At 62.9% G+C, this 18,995-nt stretch carries 16 protein-coding genes; 2 read left to right on the top strand and 14 right to left on the bottom strand.

What is annotated here, in order from left to right; genetic code table 11:
* Positions 1-3: 3 nt before the first annotated feature.
* The 14 genes from AC2A1F_RS04375 to AC2A1F_RS04310 all read right to left on the bottom strand — a co-directional run bounded on the left by AC2A1F_RS04375 (position 4) and on the right by AC2A1F_RS04310 (position 15,046).
* Positions 4-1,980, bottom strand: a complete 1,977-nt coding sequence (locus tag AC2A1F_RS04375) for a heme-binding protein (RefSeq protein ID WP_484207527.1) — start codon at positions 1,978-1,980, stop codon at positions 4-6.
* Positions 1,980-3,308, bottom strand: a complete 1,329-nt coding sequence (locus tag AC2A1F_RS04370; RefSeq protein WP_484208167.1) for a multiheme c-type cytochrome — start codon at positions 3,306-3,308, stop codon at positions 1,980-1,982. The genes AC2A1F_RS04375 and AC2A1F_RS04370 overlap by 1 nt, the downstream gene beginning before the upstream one ends.
* 278 nt (positions 3,309-3,586) lie before the next feature.
* Positions 3,587-4,525: a D-2-hydroxyacid dehydrogenase gene (locus tag AC2A1F_RS04365; protein WP_484207526.1), complete on the bottom strand. Its 939-nt coding sequence runs from the start codon at positions 4,523-4,525 to the stop codon at positions 3,587-3,589.
* Positions 4,522-4,923: a type II toxin-antitoxin system HicB family antitoxin gene (locus tag AC2A1F_RS04360; protein WP_484207525.1), complete on the bottom strand. Its 402-nt coding sequence runs from the start codon at positions 4,921-4,923 to the stop codon at positions 4,522-4,524. Before AC2A1F_RS04360 ends, AC2A1F_RS04365 begins: the two co-directional genes overlap by 4 nt.
* Positions 4,920-5,102 carry a type II toxin-antitoxin system HicA family toxin gene (locus AC2A1F_RS04355; protein WP_168852991.1) on the bottom strand — a complete coding sequence of 61 codons (183 nt, stop codon included), beginning with the start codon at positions 5,100-5,102 and terminating at the stop codon, positions 4,920-4,922. The genes AC2A1F_RS04360 and AC2A1F_RS04355 overlap by 4 nt, the downstream gene beginning before the upstream one ends.
* Positions 5,103-5,140: 38 nt before the next feature.
* Entirely contained in the window at positions 5,141-6,697 is a 1,557-nt protein-coding gene (gene cysS, locus AC2A1F_RS04350; protein ID WP_484207524.1) for a cysteine--tRNA ligase, read from the bottom strand.
* 47 nt (positions 6,698-6,744) lie between these two features.
* The gene (locus AC2A1F_RS04345; RefSeq protein ID WP_484207523.1) at positions 6,745-7,539 is read right to left on the bottom strand and encodes a hypothetical protein; all 795 of its coding nucleotides are present in this window, start codon (positions 7,537-7,539) and stop codon (positions 6,745-6,747) included.
* A complete protein-coding gene (locus AC2A1F_RS04340) occupies positions 7,526-9,571 on the bottom strand; it encodes a CHASE2 domain-containing protein (protein WP_484207522.1) in 2,046 nt (681 codons plus the stop codon). Before AC2A1F_RS04340 ends, AC2A1F_RS04345 begins: the two co-directional genes overlap by 14 nt.
* A gap of 154 nt (positions 9,572-9,725) precedes the next feature.
* Complete coding sequence (locus AC2A1F_RS04335; protein WP_484207521.1) at positions 9,726-10,397, bottom strand: nitroreductase; 672 nt, start codon at positions 10,395-10,397, stop codon at positions 9,726-9,728.
* A 59-nt stretch (positions 10,398-10,456) separates the two neighbouring features.
* Positions 10,457-10,972: a DUF2846 domain-containing protein gene (locus AC2A1F_RS04330; RefSeq protein WP_484207520.1), complete on the bottom strand. Its 516-nt coding sequence runs from the start codon at positions 10,970-10,972 to the stop codon at positions 10,457-10,459.
* Complete coding sequence (locus tag AC2A1F_RS04325) at positions 10,972-11,499, bottom strand: hypothetical protein (RefSeq protein ID WP_484207519.1); 528 nt, start codon at positions 11,497-11,499, stop codon at positions 10,972-10,974. Before AC2A1F_RS04325 ends, AC2A1F_RS04330 begins: the two co-directional genes overlap by 1 nt.
* A gap of 209 nt (positions 11,500-11,708) precedes the next feature.
* Positions 11,709-13,523 carry a cobaltochelatase subunit CobT gene (cobT, locus tag AC2A1F_RS04320; RefSeq protein ID WP_484207518.1) on the bottom strand — a complete coding sequence of 605 codons (1,815 nt, stop codon included), beginning with the start codon at positions 13,521-13,523 and terminating at the stop codon, positions 11,709-11,711.
* A 94-nt stretch (positions 13,524-13,617) separates the two neighbouring features.
* Positions 13,618-14,271: a fructose-6-phosphate aldolase gene (gene fsa / locus AC2A1F_RS04315; protein WP_484207517.1), complete on the bottom strand. Its 654-nt coding sequence runs from the start codon at positions 14,269-14,271 to the stop codon at positions 13,618-13,620.
* Between the two features lie 91 nt (positions 14,272-14,362).
* Positions 14,363-15,046 carry a DUF4197 domain-containing protein gene (locus AC2A1F_RS04310; RefSeq protein ID WP_484207516.1) on the bottom strand — a complete coding sequence of 228 codons (684 nt, stop codon included), beginning with the start codon at positions 15,044-15,046 and terminating at the stop codon, positions 14,363-14,365.
* Between the two features lie 71 nt (positions 15,047-15,117).
* Between AC2A1F_RS04310 and AC2A1F_RS04305 the strand changes: the two genes are divergently transcribed.
* Both AC2A1F_RS04305 and AC2A1F_RS04300 read left to right on the top strand, forming a co-directional pair.
* Positions 15,118-17,283, top strand: coding sequence for a primosomal protein N' (locus AC2A1F_RS04305; protein WP_484207515.1), 2,166 nt, complete (start codon positions 15,118-15,120; stop codon positions 17,281-17,283).
* Positions 17,284-17,345: 62 nt separating this feature from the next.
* Entirely contained in the window at positions 17,346-18,917 is a 1,572-nt protein-coding gene (locus AC2A1F_RS04300) for a cryptochrome/photolyase family protein (RefSeq protein WP_484207514.1), read from the top strand.
* Positions 18,918-18,995: the final 78 nt, after the last annotated feature.

Genomic DNA, 18,995 nt, shown 5'->3' with positions numbered 1-18,995 from the left:
ACATCATTTGCCCTCGCACACGTTCTGTTCGCTCGTATCGAGGAACGGCGCGAAGGGACAGTTCACGTAGCGCAGGCGCACGCCGCTGCCGATGGCGACGACGATGGTATCGGCGCGCATGTCCTTGGGCGCATTGCCGATTCCGCCGATCGTGGCCCCGGCGTTGTGCAGGCCGAGGAACGAGATCATGTCGTCCTGATCGATGCCATCACCGGACACGCCAATCGCGCCGATCAGACGGTTGCCGCGATAGATGGGGACCGAGCCGGGGAAAATCTGGATACCGTTGGCAAGGCGCTTTTTGCCGGTGGGCGTGTCTGGCACGCTGGAGCAGGTTTGCGGCGTATCGCTGCCCGCGCCTTGGACAAAGCCTGCGTGCTGCACCACATTGCCCGCCACCAGCGCGATCTGCAGGCCGGTGGCAAAGGGGCTGAAATCATCAATCGCGCGCGATAGCGGGCCGGGAGGGCGGCCCAGTTCGCCATCGGGGAAGTAGGGCCGTGATAGGTTGCCGCCCGAACGATCGGCAAAGGCCTTGGCCCCGGTCAGCGCGGTCTGGTCCCCCAGAAAATCGCGCACGCGCTGAACAAAGCTTTCCGCGCCGGGTGTGGCGAGCAATTGCTGCGCGGCCAGTGGGTTGGAAAAGAACGCCGCCGTACGCGCCTTTTGCAGCGACACGTCGATGCCGAAAATCGGCGCGTCGGGGCTGCGCACCTGTCCCAGCACTTCGCCGAAAGTATCGACCACGGTGATCGTCACTTGCGCGCGGCTATCGAGCGGGCGGCGGATCTGCGCGCGGGCGCGGGACATTACGGTGAAGGCTTCTTCCAGCACAGCGCGGGCTTCTGCGACGGTGAGCGGCTGGCCTACGGTGCCACCATCGGTCCCGGCTTTGACCGGATAGCGCGGGTTCCCAGCGCCATCGGTGAGCAGATAGGCATCGGCGAGTGCGAATTCGGACGCGCTGACCCGGCGAATGCCGCTGCGTTCCGTGCCATAGGCCGTGCCCGCCAGAACGGCGCTGCCGTCATGATATCCGTTCACCGGGATGAGTGTGCCACGCACATTGTTGATCGCGGCGAAGTTTGTTTGCAGCGCGGACAGCTTTGACGGTTGGGCATCCGCAAAGCGCAAGGTGGAGCCGTCGGCGGTGATGCGGTCGCCGCGAATGTCGGCTGCGGGGGCAAAGCCCTGAATGCCTGCTAGCGCGATGTATTCCTCGTCGTCCTGGTCGATGTCGTTGACGTTGGGATCATAGCCGTAGTCGCCATCGGCCATCACCCCGATGCCTCCGACGACAACACCGTTCTTGTAGAGCGGCAGACCGCCGGGATCAGCGGCAAGGCCCAGCGGCGAACGCTTTGGACCAATGAACGCGCCTGAGCCCGCATTGCCGGCCACGAAACGCGTATTGAGATCGGAACAGGGCAACTGGCTGAACTGCACACCGAACAGCGGCCCTGATTCCAGGCCCGGCGTGTTGGGCGCAGGCGGGAAATGCTCCTGCACGATCATGCTGGCGGTGCGGGTGGTGAAAGCATTCCCGCTGGAGGACAGGTAAGCGCCGGTCACTGCCTTGCTGATCGCGCCCATCGTAGCATCGACTTCGAGACCTTGCGCATCGATGCCGGGGTTGGCGATGCGGCCTGTGGCGGTGCGGCGGCTGGTGAGCATCCGTGTGGGTGCGCCGTTCATGCGGAACACGGCGAGCACATTGCCGACCCGGTCTACCACGCTGATGATCGCGGGCTTGCTGCGGGCCTGTGCCTCACCCACCGCTTGCGCGATGATCTGCTGCACTTCGGTTGCCGTCAGCGCTTCTTGCGCCGGATCAGCAAAGAAGCGCGAACTGGCGGTCGGCGTGGGCGTGGGCGTGAAGGTATCGCCTGAGCCGGATTCACCGCCGCCGCATCCGGCCAGCATCAGCGCCAGCGAAAGGACAGCAGCGGTGGACTGCCGGAGCGCCAGCGGCAAATGCATCAGCGCAGGCTCCTGATGGAGCGCACAGCCCCGCCCAGCGCACGGCGAAACGCTATCGGCTGGAACCCGTTGGGATCGCGGACGGCGGCATAGGCCTGATTGATCTGGATGCGCAGGCCACTGGCCGCCGAGGCGGAAACCATGCCCTGATTGACCATGCCGCCGAGCAGCGTATCCACCGCCATCACCGATTGCACCGCGCCTTCATAGTCGGTGAAGCGTTCGCCAATGGCATCGCTGGCGATGGAATCCATGATCGCAAAGGTCTGTTCACGGCTGAAGCTGGCCCCGGCGAAGCGGCTGGACAAGGCGTCAGCCGATTGGCGCAGCGATTGTGCGGCGGCCACAGTTTCTGCGCGGCCCACCAGCATAGCGCGGTGGAAGGCCTTGGCTCGTGCATCGAATGTCACAGCGGCATCGGGCGCGACGACCTTTGCCGCAGCCAGCAGCATGATCATGTTCTCGTCATTATAAGGCGGCGTGCCAAGGTCCAGCGGGCGGCCAGGGTTCGGCACCGCCGTAACACTCGCGCCTGCCTCGCCATCGTAGATGCGGCGGTGGCATGAATGGCAATCGTAGAAGGTGAATTCGGGGAAGATGCCGTCCACCGCGCGGGCGGGCTGGCTGAACAGTTGCAGGCTGCGCTTCACCGCCTCAGCCTGCCCCACCGCCCACATGCGCATGGCGTTGGTCTTGCCGCCCTTGCGCTGAACGTAGTCGGCGTCCTCGTCATGGTGCGCCTGCAAGGTGGTGAACAGGTCCAGCTCGAACGAAATGCGCGGATGGCCCGCTGCCATAATCCGGTGCGCGATGAACTGGCCTTTTGCGTCGCCCGAGAAGTGGCAATCGAGGCAGACTTGCGCCTTTACCTGCGGATTGACCAGATCGGTCATCCCTTGGGCCACATTGCGACGGTGGCTTGCGCCAACGGTGTAGTGGGTGGCGAGCCAGCTGCCCGATGCGCCATGGCAGGCTTCACAATCCACACCATCGGCAAGCCGCGCTGCGCCGGGAGAGGCATGACACCCGGCGCATTCGCGCTGCGCCCCGGCACCATCGAGGCCAAGGCGGCGCAGAATCGCCTGCCCGCGCGGTTCGAGCACCACGCGCCAGGCGCGGCTGTGCGCGCCGGTGGGTGAGGATTCCTCCTGCCAGCGCAACAGTTCATCCTGCCGCACCACCGCGCCATCGGCCACGCTGCGCCCATGACAGGTGGACCCGGTGCAAGATGCCACGCCGCTATGGCCCAGCAGCGGTGCAGGAACGGCCTCGGCTTTGACAGAAGCAGGGCCAAACAGCGACGAGGTGCCTAGCGCTATGCCCGCCATGGCCAGACACAGGGCACAGCTCAGCAGAACCGGGCGAGGTATCACCCGGAGCACAGCAAGCCGCTGTAATAGTGTCCTTAAAATGCTCTGCATTGCCCCTTGTCCCCACCGGCAGGAGACCGCCCGACGTTGTGCCTGTTGCGATGACTCACGCCGGAAGTGCTGCAATGCGACCCCGTGGAACCGAGACTAGGCCACCAAGCGAGCCGGGTTCAAGAGGCTAAACACCCTTTCGCACACAATTCAGCAATGTTCTGCCCCGCCCGTCCAAGGACAGATCAATATCCGCGCACCAGATCGACTTGCGCCAGCAGCGGATCGCCGCTGCGAAAGCGCGGAATGTTGTCGAGAAACCGCTTCACCGAGCGTTCGAACATCCGGGTCTGCGCACGGCCCGAAAGATGGCTGGTGACATGCGCATTGGGCACGCTCCACAGCGGATGTTCGGGCGGCAAGGGTTCGGGCGTCACCACATCAAGGAAGGCGTGGCCGGGGCGTCCGGCCTTCAAACCTGCGATCAGCGCATCCTGATCAACCACACTGCCGCGCGCCACGTTGATCAGCGTTGAGCCGGGCTTCATGGCCGCAATCTCGGCAGCACCGATCATGCCTTCGGTTTCTGGTGTGGCGGGCACGGCCAGGATGATCCAGTCAAACGTGCCCAGCTGCGCGCGCCATTCATCCGGCCCAAGCGTGCCTTCGCCGCCCGAACGCCGGACTTTGACCACGTCGACCTCAAAGCCTTGCAGCATCCGCTCCACCCGCTGCCCGATTGCGCCATAGCCCAGGATCAGCGCGCGGCTGCCAGCGAGTTCCACTTTGCCCGGCGAATCCAGCAGCCATTCGTGCCGGTCTTGCGAGCGCACAACTTCGCGATACCCCTTGGCCACGGTCAGCATGCCCATCACCACGTATTCGGCGATGGTGATGGCATTGATACCGGTGCCGTTGGTCAGGATCACGCCCCGTTCACGCAGCACATCAAGTGGGAAGAAATCGACCCCGGCATAGACCGAATTGAGCCATTTCAGCTTCGTCGCCAGCCGGATCGCCTTGTCCATGCCGCCAGGCTGATAAAGATCGAACCAGCCGATTTCTGCCTGCGGCGCGAGCGCGAAGAGTTCTTCGGCACTGCGAAAGAAGCGCGGCTCGATCCCGTCGGGCAGACGCCCTTCCAGCAGGGGCGCGGCCATGGCGTTCATGACGAGGACGGTCATGGTGCGCGCCGCTGTTCAATTTCGTTGCGGGCCGCATCGGCCAGAAAGGCGCTGCGCGTCAGGTTGCGGTCCGCTGCCGCACGGTCAATCGCATCGAGCATGCCGCGGTCCAATGAAATGTTGGCTCGCACTTGTCGCCCCGTGCGCTTGATAAATGGCACGGAAATCAGGAATGCACCGTCGGCCAATTCTGATGCGACACGTTCCCGCACCTGCTCAAGGCTGATCGGCTCAATAACCTGAGGCTCGTCTTCGAACCACAGTTCGAGTGCCTCGCAAGCATTGGGGATCAGTTGCTCAACTTCGTCGGCGGCAGAAAAGCAGCCCGGAAGATCGGGAAACGAAACGCCAAATGCGCTGTCAGTGTCCTTGTGAACCACTGCGTAGAAGTATTTCATAGCCAACCTGCCATTCGAGCAATGCTGCGCGCGGTGCCAAGCGGCAGGTCCTTCTTCGGATGAGGGACGATCACGGTCACACCATCGCGGCGGAACTTGTGATGCGATCCCTTGACCGAAACAGGCACAAAACCCTCGGCGAGCAGCCGCTTGACGATCTGGCGACTATCGCGCTCCATGTGTATTTATATACACACGACTAGTTTAAAAAGCAAGGTCAACCGAGCTTCCATTCCCAGCCGAGCGGGTCCCCGTCCATGACTTCGACGCCCTGTGCGGCAAGTTCGTCGCGCAGCACGTCGGAGCGAGCGAAGTCCTTGGCGGCGCGGGCTTCCTTCCGGGCTTGGAGCGTAGCCTCGATTTCTGCTTCGGTGATTTTGACACCCTTCGGACGAATGCGAAGATCTGATCGCATAACCTCAAGCAATCTCAAGCCCATAACAAAATCAAACCTAGCAACTAGGCCAAGCCGCATCTCCGCGTCATAGCCTTTACCAAAAATTGCCTCGTGCAATTCAGTAAGCGCAACTGGCGTGTTCAGGTCATCATCAAGAGCCGCGTCAAAACGCTGGCTTATTTTGTATTGAATCGAGTCATTCAGAAAACGTGTCGTCGGTGGCGCGCGCTCTTGGAGATTCCGTTCTGACCAGAAATCCGATCTTGGATCAGTGTATTGGCCTTTACCGCCAAAGTCCGAAGTAGGAAGCTTTGCCTTGAGCACTTCGATTCCCATCAACATCCGCTTCAACCGCGTCAGCGCCGCCGCCAATCCCTCCCAAGAAAACTCCAGCTCAGACCGATAATTCGCCTGCAAGCACATCATGCGGTAGGCGAGCGGGTGGTAGCCTTTGTCGATCAGCAGTTGCAGCCGCAGGAACTCGCCGCTCGACTTGCTCATCTTGCCCGAACGCTCGACGAGGAAGTTGTTGTGCATCCATACCCGCGCGCCGGAATTGCCAGGCATATCCAGCCCTCCAGCGCAGCAGAACGCCTGATTCTGCGCGATCTCATTCGGATGGTGGATTTCGCGGTGGTCGATGCCGCCGGTGTGGATATCGAACGGAAAGCCCAGCACTTCGCCCGACATGACCGAGCATTCGAGATGCCAGCCCGGAGCGCCCCTGCCCCACGGCGAATCCCACTCCATCTGGCGCTTCTCGCCCGGCGGAGTCTTGCGCCAGATTGCGAAGTCCGCCGCGTTGCGCTTGCCTTCCACCGCATCGATCCGGCCCTCGCCGTCCTCGGTCTGGGCGCGGGCAAGACGGCCATAATCGGCCACGGTTGAAACGTCGAAATACAGCCCGCTATCGAGCTCATAGCAGTGCTTGTCCGCGATCCGTTCAGCAAACTGGATCATCTGCGGCACGTATTCGGTGGCAATCGTCCAGCGCGCGGGCTGGCGGATGTTCAGCGCCTTGATGTCTTCCCAATAGGCCTGCGTGTAGTGCTGCGCGATGTCCCAGATGGACTTCGCTTCAGTGCGGGCCATTTTCTCCATCTTGTCCTCGCCCGCGTCGGCATCGTCGGTCAGATGGCCCACATCGGTGATGTTGATGACATGGGTGAGCTTGTAGCCCTTGAACGACAGCGTGCGGCCCAGAATGTCGGCAAAGACATAGGCACGCATGTTGCCGATGTGGGGGTAGTTATAGACCGTTGGCCCGCAGGAATAGACGCGCGCCTCGCCGCTATAGACCGGCTGGAACTCCTCCAACTGGCGAGTCAGGCTGTTGAACAGCTTCAGCGGGGCGGCGGGGGAAGGTGCATCAGACATGGCGAGAGCCTTGCCCCGCACCCCGCCCCCCGGTCAAGTCATTCGGCCTATGGCTGGGCAGGAACCCCGGCTTGCCCCGCACTGGCAAGGCTGGCCAGCAGATCAAGCTGCGCGGTGCAGCCCTTGTCAGCCATGGCAGCGGCAGCCTCAACCTCGTCAGTCGGCACGGTGCCGAGCAGCATCGTGCGGATCTTCACCGGCGCCCCCACCGGGCTGCTGAACGTGTAGGTCTGCCCATCGACCAGTGTCAGGCTGGCGGCGGGCCACAGCTTGAGCGGATTGCCAGCGCGCCAGTTTACATCGGCTGAGGTGCCATCAGGCGATTGCAAGGTGCCGATACCATCCAGCGTGGTATCGGGCCGCCACAGCACCAGCGTTGCCGGATCGGCCACGCAATAGGTGCCACCCTTGGTGACATCGATGTGCCAGACGTTCGAAGGCTTGCTCGGCACGGCAGCAACTGGCGCTGTGCCATCGCCGCGCACGGCCCCGGTGCGCGTGCGCACTGCACCGCCGCGCGCCATCATCGCGGCCAGCGCGGTCGCGCCGCCGCCATCGCGATTGACCGCGCCGTTCAGCGTGAACGTCCCCGGCCCGGCCAGCACCCGCGTGCCTGATTTGTCGAGCACGGTCACCTGATCGCCACCCTTGAGCACTACCGTGGCGTTGGCGGGCAGCTTCTTGCCCTGCGGATAGGCCGCCGCCGAAGGACCGGTTGAGCGCACGACGACCGATTGCGCCAGCGCCGCGCCGGGCATTGCCACACCCGCCAGCGCCACGCCCGCCAGCGCCACGATGCCCGCAACCCTTGCGCGCAGCTGCTTGCGATCAACCCAGCCCATAACTCTCTCCTTCATGCGACGTTTTCAGCCGCGCGATCAAATTCGCCAATGCCTCATCCCCCTGCACCGAATCGCGCAGCGCGGCTGTGAGGGCTTGCACACGCTGCGCATCACCCGCTGAATAGGCATTGAGCAGTTCCGCAGAATGTGCGCGCTGTTCAGGCAGCATGTCCGGCACCGGTTCAAACACTTGCACCGGCGTTGCCCGGCCACGCAGCACCACTTCGCCCATGGGCCGGAACCAGTCCAGCCCACTGCGCTCCGCCGCTTCGCGACTGACCAGCACTTTGGTATCGAGCGTCTTGTTCGCACCTTCGAGCCGCGCGGCGGTGTTCATCGCATCGCCCAGCGCGGTATATTGAATGCGCCCCTCTCCGCCGAAATTTCCGACCACCGCCTCGCCAAAGTGGACGCCCACGCGGGTGCGGCCAATCGGCGGCACGCCTTCGGGCACGGCCTTGCGGAATTCCTCGCCCGCCAGATACATCGCCCAAGCCGCCCTGACGGCACGCTCCCCATCATCGGGATAGGCAATCGGCGCGCCCCAGAAGGCCACCACTGCATCGCCCACAAACTTGTCGAGCGTGCCGCCATATTCCAGGACCACCGCGCTCAACCGGTCGAGGTAATCGTTCAGCAGCCGCGCAATCATCTCCGGTTCGACCGCATGGGTGAGCTTGGTAAAGCCCTCCAGATCGCTGAACAGGCAGAAGATTTGCCGCTTTTCGCCATGGAGCGAGAGCCGTTCAGGATTGCGCATGATTTCTGCCGCCACCGAGCGCGGCAGGTATTTGCCTAGCGCGCCTTGCGCAAATTCGCGCTGTGCCGCGTTGATGGCGCGCAAGGCGGAACTCACCGCCGTAAATGCAATCAGCCAGCCGACGAGCCAGCCGGTGGCAGGCACATCGAGCGTGTCATGGCCTGCCCGCTCCACCACAAAGGGCACCACCAGAAACGCCGCAAACTGCGCCAGCACCGCCAGCGCCAGGACCCAGGTGCGCGCTTGCGCCGCTGCCGTGGCCACGCCCAGCCCCACCGCCAACATTGCCGCCAGCGCCTTTGTCCATGCCGAAGGCGGCGCTTTCCACGCCTTGTCCAGCAGTTGCGCGAGCATCGAGGCGTGGACTTCCACCCCGATCATCTGCGTCTCACCCGTCACCGGATTGCCGGTGCGGCTGAACGGCGTGTCGAACTGGTCAAAGTCGGCAAAATCGCCGCCGATCAGCACGTAACGATCCTTGATCACCTCGGCCACGAAGGGCGCGGTATCCGGGTCGGCCAGCAGATCGATGGGAATTTTGTCAAACACAGGTCGATCGCTTGCCGTTGGCACACGGTAGCGGATCGGGCCGGTATAGGCGGCAAAGCGCGGGTCGGCCTGCGCGCCATCCTGTGTCAGCGCCAGCGAAAGCAGCGGCGGCAGGCCCGGATACTGCCGGGGCCAACGCCGCGCCACGCCATCGGCATCGGTTTCCAGCAGGATCGAGGCCGGGCCGACCTTCGGCGTTCGCACGCTCTGCTGGAACGCCCGCAGGTCCTGTTCCTGCTCATAAGTGATCGCTTCGGGGTTAGTGCGATTGTCGGCGTAGGCGATGTAAACCGGGGTCTGCATGGCTTTGAGCGAGACGCGCAGCAGTTCGTCATCATCCTGCGGGCTGTCAAACAGCACGTCGATGCCGATGCCCTTGGCACCCAGTTTGTCGATTTCCGTCAACGCTTTGGCAAGAATGGTGCGGTCCACCGGCGAGATCTGCCCGGTCGCGCGGTTGGTATCGGCGGTATAGACCACCAGCGTCACGCGTTTGTCGGTATCGGCTGGCGGGGCGAAGGTTGCGGCGCGCAGATCATAGAGCGCGGCTTCGGCATCGCGCAGCAGCGGCAAGCGCCAGCTGCTGAAGGCGATGAACAGCGCAAATGCGATCAGCCCCAGCGCCACGACAATGCGCTGCGCCCCAAGCTGGCCCAGCCCGCGCAAGGCGGTGCGGCGAATGTCGCTGACCCCGGCCTCGGTCCCCTCGTTCCGCCACGGCATTTGTCGCCCCCAATCCGCATGGCGACAGCAGCGCGATATTACGCTCCATCGCTCAACCCTGCTGCAGACCCCGTTGGGCGCTCGTGCGCCTCAGCCCCTGCTTAGGCGGATTGTTGCTATGCTGCCAATGCGGAACTGCACGAGCGCCAAGCGATCAGAAGCCAAGGAAGCGGACGTTGCCTTCCACTGGCTCACGGTCCCGCGGGAAATTGTTCACGCTGGCCTCTTCCACGCGATAGCCGATGGCCATGCCGCAGAAAAAGATGTGCGTTTCATCCGAAACGCCAATGAAGTCCTTGATCAGCCGGGCATGCATCGCGAGAAATTCCTGCGGGCAGGAATCGAGGCCCTCTTCGCGCAGCAACAGCATGATCGTCTGCAGCCACATGCCCACGTCCGACCACTGCGGCGAACCCATGCGCCGATCAAAGTAGCACAGCAGCACCGCAGGCGCGCCGAACGAGGTGACGTTGTTGCGCACGAAATCGCTGCGTGCATCGCCATCGCCACGCTCGATCGCCATGGCCTGATACATGGCCTTGCCCACCTCTTGCAGGCGGGCCTTGCATTCGGGGATCACTTCGGGCTGCGACCACGAGTATTCGATCGGGTCCTGCATCGGCGAGACCAGCATCTTGGCCTGCAGTTCCACCAGCGGCGCGCCGGTGGCAATCGTGGCTTCCCACGGCTGAAAATTGCACCCGGAGGGCGCCCAACGCGCCTTGTCCATCACCCGCTGCAACACGTCCAGCGGCACGGGATCGGGCTTGAACACCCGGATCGAACGGCGGGAAAGGACGGCTTCGCTGACGGTCATGGTGCTCATGGCGGATTAACTGCCCGGTTAAGGAACTGGCGTCAACCCGCCATGCGCAAGCGTCTAACTCAGCCCTTGGCCTTCATCGCGGCAACGGCGGCAGCAACCTCTTCAGGCCGAAGAGCGCCCGGTCCGGGGCCCATATCCTCGGCATCGACCAAGCGGTCGGTGCTGGACTTGACGAAGTCAGCCTCGTTCGACGGGCGAAGGTCGGGACGCCCAGCCATGATGCCCATCTTGATCTTGCACATGGCATATTGCGTTTCGTCGGCTTCGACCTGAAGCGCCAGCACGTCCTTGGCTTCGCTCTTCACGGTATATTCGTGGCGGCCCGGCTCAGTCACCAGAATGAAGTAGCGCCCTGCACCCAGCGAACTGATCTTCTGGCCGTTTTCGTTCACGGCACAGCCCATTGCTGCGCCCATAATCGTGCCGGTGCGGTAAAACACGATCTGACCCTTGCCAGCAGGCGGCGGCGGGATGACGACCGGAGCCTTTTCAGCGGCCATCACGCTGGAAGCCGCAGCAGGAATTGTTGCTACAGCAATTGCTGCGCTTAACATGCGTACGGTTGATTTCTTCATCAGTTACCCCTTCCCTGTGACGCGGCACCATTGCCAGCGTTGGATTCCGATATGTTCTGCGGCTCGACTTTGCCTGCAGGCGCAGACAATTCGATGACAAATGGCTCCGCCGTCTTGGCAGGCAGAATCGTGCCAGCGGCGAGGTTCTTTTCACCGCCGCTGATGAAAAAGCCGATCACGCTTGCAACAGGGATAGTGCCAGCAGCCACAGCGTTGAGCGCGGTTACAGTGCCGACGTTGTCCAAACCGATGGCTTCCAGCTTGAGCGAGCGCAAGCGAAGCTGACGTTCGCCCACCTGAAGATACTTTGCAGCCAGCACCAGTTCACCCGGTGCGCCGCCGCCGCCACCTTTTTTCGCGTGGATCACCTCGCCCTGCCCCGGCGTACCGGCGCGGATGGCTTCCGCACCATCAAGCATGACCGGTTTGGCCAGATGGAATGGAAACACTTCGCCCGTCTTGCTCAATTTGCTGCCGAGAGCGACATCAATCGCGATTTCGACGGGAGACAAGGCAGGAATCGTCACTGAGGAGCTTGGGGGTGCAGCGACTGCTGGCGGTGAAGAGTTGGTCGGCTCTGCTTGACTGACAACCTCTTGCGCGATGCTTGTAGCAGAGACCGCCACAGTGAAACCAAGCGCCATTGCACTGCTAACGAAGCTGCTGATCGTCCACCCCATGCCGCACCGTCTGCCTGCTTGTCATCATGATGACAAGTGGGTTCGATCAGACTTTGCTATTCATCCTCAAACAGATCCGCCAACTGCTCGATGATCGTGCCGCCCAATTGTTCGGCGTCCATGATCGTCACCGCGCGGCGATAGTACCGCGTCACGTCGTGGCCGATTCCGATGGCCACAAGCTGGATCGGCGATGATTTTTCGATCCATTCGATCACCTTGCGCAGGTGCTGCTCAAGATAGCCTGCATTGTTCACCGACAGCGTGGAATCGTCCACCGGCGCGCCATCGGAAATGACCATCAGGATACGGCGGTCTTCGGGCCGTGCTAGCAGGCGGCTGTGCGCCCACATCAGCGCTTCGCCGTCGATGTTTTCCTTCAACAGGCCTTCACGCATCATCAGGCCAAGGTTGCGGCGCGCGCGGCGCCAGGGTTCATCAGCCTTCTTGTAAACGATGTGGCGCAGATCGTTGAGGCGGCCAGGCTGTGCGGGCTTGCCGCCTGCCAGCCACGCCTCACGGCTCTGTCCGCCCTTCCATGCGCGGGTGGTAAAGCCCAGAACTTCGGTCTTCACGCCGCAACGCTCAAGCGTGCGCGCCAGAATGTCGGCGCTGATGGCGGCGATGGAGATCGGCCGTCCGCGCATCGAACCCGAATTGTCGATCAGCAGCGTGACGATGGTGTCCTTGAACTCCACATCGCGTTCGATCTTGTAGGACAGCGAATGGCCGGGCGAGATCACCACGCGCGCCAGCCGTGCTGCATCGAGCAGGCCTTCTTCCTGATCGAAATCCCATGACCGGTTCTGCTGCGCCATCAACCGCCGCTGCAACCGGTTCGCCAACCGCGTGACCACGCCCTGCAGGCCCTTCAACTGCGTGTCGAGATAGGCGCGCAGCCGGGTCAGCTCTTCCTCGTCGCACAGTTCGGTGGCGGAAACCACTTCGTCAAACTGGCTGGTATAGGCCTTGTAATCGAAGTTCTCAGGCAGATCGGTCCACGGACGGTTGGGGCGTGTGGGCAGCATGCCCTCTTCGCCCTCGTCGGCCATGTCGGAATCGGCAGAGTCTTCCTGCTCGTCCATTTCCTGCTCGGTGTCCGAATCTTCGTCACCTTCGCTGGTATCGCCGGCCATTTCAGAAGGCTGCTGCTCCTGATCGTCGGAGCTGGTGGGCTCTTCCTCGCCCTCGTCCTCCTGATCCTCGCCTTCGTCTTCCTGGCTGTTGTCATCATCTTCGCTGGCAGATTGCGTCAGGTCCAGATGCTGCAACATATCCAGCGCGATCTGCTGAAACGCGCGCTGATCATCAAGCGAGAGCGCCAGCGCTTCGACATCGTTGCCGACCCGGCTTTCGATCCAGCTGCGCACCATCGCCATGCCGGTCTGCGCCGATTCAGGCGCTTCTTGCCCGGTCAGCTTTTCGCGCAACAACAGCGCCAGTGCGGTGGGCAACGGCACCTCTTCGGGCTTGGACGCGCGGGCAATCGGATCGGACGCCGTGCGCACGCCCACCGCAGCGTTCAGATTGGCGCGCATGCCCGCATAGGCATTGGCCCCCAGCGCTTCATAGCGCACCTGTTCGACCGCATCATAACAGGCGCGGGCAAGTACCTCGCCTGGAGCATGGCGGCCGTGCAGCACAGCGTTGTGATGGCGAAGGCGAAGCGCCATCGAATCGGCATGGCCGCGCGCTTCGGCCACCTGCTCTGCCGGAAGCTGCCGCCCCGGCATCGGCACGCGCATCGATTGGCCAGACTGCACCGGCGCATCGGCCGTCCACGCCACTTCCACCTCGGGATCGAGCGAAATGGCGCGGGCAGTGCCGGTCAGCACTGCCCGAAAACGGTCGAGGGGAGTTTCGTCAGCCAAAGCCTGCCTTCAGATTCCGGGCCAAGAACCTGCGCCCCCGCCCCTCGACAAGCTCGGGGTAAACAGCGGGGGCCTCAGGCGGGCCAACACGAGTTCATCCTATGCTTTGGCCGGTCTTTGCCCAATCTGCAAGGAAGCCTTCGATGCCCTTGTCCGTAAGGACATGTTTGAACAGGCCCTTGATCACGGCGGGCGGCGCGGTGATCACATCTGCACCGATCTTCGCACTTTCCAGCACGTGCACGCCGTGGCGGATCGAGGCGACCAGGATTTCGGTCTGGAATGCATAGTTATCATAGATCAGGCGAATGTCGCGGATCAGGTCCATCCCATCGAAACCGTTATCGTCATGGCGGCCCACAAACGGCGAGATGAACGAGGCACCGGCTTTGGCTGCGAGCAGCGCCTGATTGGCCGAGAAGCACAGTGTGACGTTGACCTTGGTGCCTTCGCTGGTCAGCGCCTTGCAGGTCTTCAGCCCGTCAATCGTCAGCGGCACCTTGATGCACACGTTATCGGCGATCTTACGCAGGATTTCAGCCTCACGCATCATGCCTGCATGGTCGAGCGCCACGACTTCTGCCGAAACCGGACCATCAACCAGCGCACAGATTTCGCGCGTCACTTCGATGAAGTCCTTGCCCGCCTTGGCAATCAGCGTGGGGTTGGTGGTCACCCCATCCAGCAGGCCGGTGGCGGCAAGATCGGCGATATCGGCAGTGTCAGCGGTGTCGACGAAGAACTTCATGTGCGTGGCCTTCCAGATGGATGAGCGATTCCCCCCGCCTATAGGCAAAGGCTGCAGCCTTGTCAGGCTTCATCCATACGAATTAGTCAGACTATTTGAGGGTAAGCGCGGCGATCAATACCGGATCGTTTGTTGAACGCGGATCGGCCCGGATGGCTGCTTCCTCGCGGCCAATGGCGCGGAAAATCGCCGTGTCGGCCTGCAGCGCCAGCGCGTTGGCAATGCCACCGACGTCCACGCCGGTCAGCGCAGCCAGCACCTGCCCAACAAGTGGCTCACGGCTCACGCGAATCGCGTTGCCGAACTCGGGCACCATGATCCCGACAAGGCTTGTGCCCATCTGCTGATGCAGAAAATCTGTCGCTGCCATGGGATTGCCGCCGCGGATCAGGGCGAGCGCATCGCGCACGCCAATCGTGCGCACCGCATCGGCCACCGCAGGCGCAGCGCGGGTGGCCGCATCAAAGGCCATGTCGTTGAAAGCGCGCTGCAATCGGTCTTTCAGCAGTGGCCCGGTCAGGATTCGCGCCAGCACGCCGCCACGATTGCCGATGGATTCGGGCAAAGCCAGGCGCGTCACCGAATCATCCCAGAAACCGCCCGGAGCGAGAAGGCGCGCAAAGGCCCGGTCACTGGAAAGGAACAGCAATCGCCGCACCGCTTCCTCCAGCGAAAACGCCGGGAAGCCGGAACATCCGGCCAGAGCGAGCACGCCGATTGACGTCATGCCGCCAAGCATGGCGCGCCGATGGATCAGATGAGCAACCTCAGACACGTCTTTTCTCCTCAGTTCCGTGGGCACCGGGCTTTGCCCCCGGCCATCGCGCCCCATATAGACCCTGTTATATGAACCGCGTCCGATGCCTTGTCTTCAATGCCGCACTCGGCCCGCTCGATTACCGGGTGCCCGCCGGGATGGACGTGGAACCGGGCAGCGTCGTGCTCGCTCCGTTGGGTCCGCGCCAGATCATCGGCGTGGTTTGGGAGGCTGACCGTCTGCCCGCCACCGAAGTGCCTGAAAACAAACTGCGCCCCTTGCTGCAAGTGCTGCCCGTGCCGCCCCTGCCCGCGCCTTTGCGCCGCCTGATCGAATGGACGGCAGACTATTACCTCGCCCCGCTGGCCGCTGTCGCGCGGATGGCGCTTTCCAGCAACGCGGCGTTGCAGGGCGGCGGGACGATTACCGAATATCGCCTCACCGGGCGCGAGCCCGGCCGCATCACACCGCAGCGTGCGATTGCGCTCGATCTATTGCAGGACCAGCAGGCAACGATCCGCGAACTGTCTGAAATCGCGGGCATTTCTGACGGAGTACTGCGCGGGATGGTCAATGGTGGATTGCTTGAGGCAGTTGTGGTCGATTCGGACCGCCCCTACCCCGCCGCTGATCCGCATTACGCCGCGCCTGATCTGTCGGACCAACAGGCTGAAGTTGCTGCTAAATTCGTCGATGCGGTAAAGGCACGGGAGTTCCGCCCCTTCCTGCTCGATGGCGTGACAGGATCGGGCAAGACCGAGACCTATTTCGAAGCCATCGCCACCGCGATCGAGGCGGGGCAGCAGGTGCTAGTGCTGCTGCCGGAGATCGCGCTGACGGAAACTTTCCTCAAACGCTTCGAAGCGCGCTTCGGCGTTCCGCCGGTGACATGGCACAGTTCGCTCAAAGCGTCCGAGCGCCGCCGTGCGTGGCGTTCGGTGTCGCTAGGTGCCGCTCAGGTGCTGGTAGGTGCACGTAGCGCCCTGTTCCTGCCGTTTGCGAATCTGGGCCTGATCGTGGTCGACGAAGCGCATGAAATCTCGTTCAAACAAGATGATGGCGTGCGGTATAATGCCCGCGATGTAGCCGTGATGCGCGCGCGGTTCGAATCCTCACCTGTGATTCTTGCGAGCGCCACACCCGCGCTGGAAAGCCTGCAGATGGCAGAGGCCGGACGCTATGAGCGCGTGGTCCTCCCTGCCCGGTTCGGCGGGGCGACTATGCCCGAAATCCGCGTGCTGGATTTGCGTGTGGACCAACCCGAACGCAACCACTGGATCGCGCCGCCGCTGGTCGAAGCCTTGAAAGACCGGCTGGAAAAGGGCGAACAATCGCTGCTGTTCCTCAACCGCCGGGGCTTTGCGCCGCTAACGCTCTGCCGCGCCTGCGGTTACCGGTTCCAGTGTCCCAACTGCTCGGCCTGGCTGGTGGAGCATCGCCTGAGCAAGCGGCTGGCTTGCCACCATTGCGGGCATGAAGTGCCCACGCCTGATGCTTGTCCCGAATGTCATGAGCCGGACTGCCTTGTCGCCTGCGGTCCGGGGGTGGAGCGGATTGCCGATGAAGTGGCGGAAATCCTGCCGAATGCGCGGGTTGCGCTGGTCACTTCAGACACGCTGACAAGTCCGGCCAAAGCCGCCGAATTCGTCGAAAAGGCCAGTGCTGGGGCGATTGACGTTATCGTCGGAACCCAGCTCGTGACCAAAGGCTACCACTTCCCCGAACTGACGCTGGTGGGCGTAATCGATGCCGACATGGGGCTGGAAGGCGGCGATCTGCGCGCAGCGGAACGGACCTACCAGCAAGTCGCGCAAGTCGCCGGGCGCGCCGGGCGCGGGGCAAAGCCGGGCGAAGTGATGATCCAGACCCGCCATCCCGAAGCCGCCGTGATCGAAGCGCTCGCCAGCGGTGACCGCGATGCCTTCTATGCCGCCGAGGCCGAGGCCCGCCGCGATGCCGGAGCGCCGCCGTTCGGGCGCTGGGCGGCGATTATCGTGTCGAGCGAGGACGAGGCCGAAGCGCGAGATGCGGCGCGCGGCATCGGCGGCACTGCGCCCCGGCTGGACGATGTGCTAATCCTTGGCCCTGCGCCTGCGCCGCTGTCTTTGCTGCGCGGGCGCTATCGCTATCGGCTGCTGATCAACGCGCGGCGATCAACTGAAATTCAACGGATTATCCGCGAATGGCTCGATCCGCTGCGCTTTCCGCCCGGAGTACGAGTGGCGGTGGATATCGATCCGTATAGCTTCGTCTGATTTCCATTTTCCGGCCCCAACGGGCAGGTTGAACCAATCGATTGCTCGGCCATTGCCAACACATGACTGACAGCAGCCCCGTTCTCGTCCCTATTCCGGGCGATCAGCTCTCGATGGCCATCTCCAGCCTTGCCGACCGCACGCCGGAAGACACGGTGGTACTGATGATGGAGGTGGCCGAGGAGACGACCTACGTTCGCCACCACCAGTCCAAAATCGCGCTGATCCTTTCGGCCATGCGGCACTTTGCCGAGGAATTGCGCGCGGCGGGCTGGACGGTCGACTATGTGAAGTTGGACGATCCCGAAAACACCGGGAGTTTCAGCGGCGAAGTGGAGCGCGCCGTGGATCGCCACAAGCCGCGCGGAATTCAGATGACCGAACCCGGCGAATGGCGCGTGCGGCAGGAGATGGAGCAGTGGCGCAGCGATTTGGGCGTGCGGGTGCGGATCCTCCCGGACACACGCTTTGTCTGCCCCTTGCCCGATTTTTTCGAGTGGGCCGCCGGCCGCAAGGAACTGCGCATGGAATGGTTCTACCGCGAAATGCGCCGCAAGACCGGGCTGCTAATGGAAGGCGACAAACCGGTTGGCGGGCGCTGGAATTATGATGCGGAGAACCGGGGCGGCCCGGAAGCGGGGCTAAAACCGCCCGTAATTCCGGCGTTCGAACACGATGCAATTACGCGCGACGTGTTAGAACTCGTGGCAAATCGCTTCGGCAACCATTTCGGATCGTTGAAGAATTTCGGCTGGCCGGTCACCCGCGCCGGTGCCGAAGTGGCGCGCGATGCCTTCCTGAAGGATCGGCTGCCGCTGTTCGGCAAGTATCAGGATGCAATGGTGGCGGGTGAGGATTTCCTGTTCCACGCCGTCCTCTCGCCTGCGATCAACTGCGGATTGCTCGATCCGCTGGACCTGTGCCGCAGGGCTGAAGCCGAATGGCGCGAAGGCCGCGCGCCGCTGGAGGCCGTAGAAGGCTTCATTCGCCAAATCATCGGCTGGCGTGAATACATCCGGGGCATGTACTGGCTGGAAATGCCGGGGCTGGCCGATGCCAACGGACTGGATGCGCAGCGCCCGCTGCCCGATTTCTACTGGACCGGCGAGACGCCGATGCGCTGCCTCGCCGATTGCGTGCGCACCACGCGCGACAATGCTTATGCCCACCATATCCAGCGGCTGATGGTGCTGGGCAACTTTGCGCTGCTGGCGGGGCTGAAACCGCAGGAGGTCGCCGACTGGTATCTGGCGGTCTACGCCGATGCTTATGAATGGGTGGAACTGCCCAACGTGGCAGGCATGGTGCTGCATGCCGACGCCGGGCAATCTGGGGGCCGACTGGCATCAAAGCCCTATGCCGCCAGCGGGGCATATATCGATCGCATGAGCGATTATTGTGGCAAGTGTGTTTTCGATGTGAAGAAGAAGACGGGTGACGGCGCTTGCCCATTCAACGCGCTGTACTGGCATTTTCTGGCGCGGAATGAGCAGAAGCTGGCAGGCTATCACCGGCTGGCACAGCCCTATGCCACATGGCGACGGATGAGCGAGGACAAACGGGCGGAGTATATGGCAAGCGCAGAGGCGTTTCTGGCGACAATGGAGCCAGCGGAGGTGGGTTGGGCAAAGTAGACCTCCTCACCTCGTCATTCCCGCGCAGGCGGGAATCCAGTGCGGCGAAAAAATTGCCGTCGCGAAGCGACGACCTTG

This window comes from Novosphingobium sp. HNCC26BN242, from assembly GCF_057180525.1.
This window is presented reverse-complemented; position numbering and strand designations above follow the sequence as displayed.

Excerpts from the sequence above, each read along its gene's own strand:
- AC2A1F_RS04375 (WP_484207527.1), bottom strand. The coding sequence starts at position 1,980 with ATGCATTTGCCGCTGGCGCTCCGGCAGTCCACCGCTGCTGTCCTTTCG.
- AC2A1F_RS04370 (WP_484208167.1), bottom strand. The coding sequence starts at position 3,308 with ATGGCGGGCATAGCGCTAGGCACCTCGTCGCTGTTTGGCCCTGCTTCT.
- AC2A1F_RS04365 (WP_484207526.1), bottom strand. The coding sequence starts at position 4,525 with ATGACCGTCCTCGTCATGAACGCCATGGCCGCGCCCCTGCTGGAAGGG.
- AC2A1F_RS04360 (WP_484207525.1), bottom strand. The coding sequence starts at position 4,923 with ATGAAATACTTCTACGCAGTGGTTCACAAGGACACTGACAGCGCATTT.
- AC2A1F_RS04355 (WP_168852991.1), bottom strand. The coding sequence starts at position 5,102 with ATGGAGCGCGATAGTCGCCAGATCGTCAAGCGGCTGCTCGCCGAGGGT.
- cysS (WP_484207524.1), bottom strand. The coding sequence starts at position 6,697 with ATGTCTGATGCACCTTCCCCCGCCGCCCCGCTGAAGCTGTTCAACAGC.
- AC2A1F_RS04345 (WP_484207523.1), bottom strand. The coding sequence starts at position 7,539 with ATGGGCTGGGTTGATCGCAAGCAGCTGCGCGCAAGGGTTGCGGGCATC.
- AC2A1F_RS04340 (WP_484207522.1), bottom strand. The coding sequence starts at position 9,571 with ATGCCGTGGCGGAACGAGGGGACCGAGGCCGGGGTCAGCGACATTCGC.
- AC2A1F_RS04335 (WP_484207521.1), bottom strand. The coding sequence starts at position 10,397 with ATGAGCACCATGACCGTCAGCGAAGCCGTCCTTTCCCGCCGTTCGATC.
- AC2A1F_RS04330 (WP_484207520.1), bottom strand. The coding sequence starts at position 10,972 with ATGAAGAAATCAACCGTACGCATGTTAAGCGCAGCAATTGCTGTAGCA.
- fsa (WP_484207517.1), bottom strand. The coding sequence starts at position 14,271 with ATGAAGTTCTTCGTCGACACCGCTGACACTGCCGATATCGCCGATCTT.
- AC2A1F_RS04305 (WP_484207515.1), top strand. The coding sequence starts at position 15,118 with ATGAACCGCGTCCGATGCCTTGTCTTCAATGCCGCACTCGGCCCGCTC.
- AC2A1F_RS04300 (WP_484207514.1), top strand. The coding sequence starts at position 17,346 with ATGACTGACAGCAGCCCCGTTCTCGTCCCTATTCCGGGCGATCAGCTC.